We start from the raw sequence: 791 nt of genomic DNA on the forward strand, positions 1-791 counted from the left end.
AACTGCTCGAGGGAGAGATTCTCCGGGCGCAGGTTGCCATCGATACCAAGCTCGGTCAGCTGGGCGTCGGTGATGAAGTTGGAGAAGCTGTTGCGGATGGTCTTGCGACGCTGGCCAAAGCCTTCGGTACAGACGCGATTCAGACAACGAATGTCTTTTGCGACTATGGTCGGATTCTTGTGCGGGATCAGGCGAACTACGGCAGAGTCCACTTTCGGCGCCGGTTTGAAGGCGCCCGGGCCCACTTCCAGCACCGGCACCACCTGGCAGTAGTACTGGGTCATCACGCTCAGACGGCCATAAGCCTTGCTGCCGGGGCCGGCGGCCAGACGCAATACCACTTCCTTTTGCAGCATGAAGTGCATGTCTTCAACCCGGTCGGCAAACTCGCACAGGTGGAAGATGAGCGGGGTGGAGATGTTGTAGGGCAGGTTGCCGAAGATTCGCAGCGGCCTCTTGCCTTCACCCATCAGGGTGCCGAAGTCGAAACGCATGGCGTCCGCTTCGATGACGGTCAGCTTGTCTTTGAGGGTCGGGTGCTCGCGCAGGCGAGCTGCCAGGTCCCGGTCAAGCTCGACCACGGTCATTTTGTCCATCTGGGCGGCGACTGGCTCGGTCAGCGCGGCCAGACCCGGACCGATCTCCACCAGATTCTGACCCGGCTGCGGGTTGATGGCGGCGACGATCTGATCGATCACATACCGGTCGTGCAAGAAGTTCTGACCGAAACGCTTACGGGCCGTGTGGCCCATGTGCACCTTACTGCTCATATCTTTTTTTCTCTACCATCT

Annotated in this window: 1 protein-coding gene; it reads right to left on the reverse strand. The window is 59.5% G+C overall.

The window, feature by feature from the left end:
- The coding region (gene rsmA, locus G5358_RS21475) for a 16S rRNA (adenine(1518)-N(6)/adenine(1519)-N(6))-dimethyltransferase RsmA (RefSeq protein ID WP_421324927.1) at window positions 1-770 on the reverse strand (770 nt) is incomplete at its 3' end.
- Between the last annotated feature and the right edge of the window lie 21 nt (window positions 771-791).

The sequence above is a fragment of the Aeromonas sp. 604176 genome, assembly GCF_049170755.1.
Classification (GTDB): domain Bacteria; phylum Pseudomonadota; class Gammaproteobacteria; order Enterobacterales; family Aeromonadaceae; genus Aeromonas; species Aeromonas veronii_A.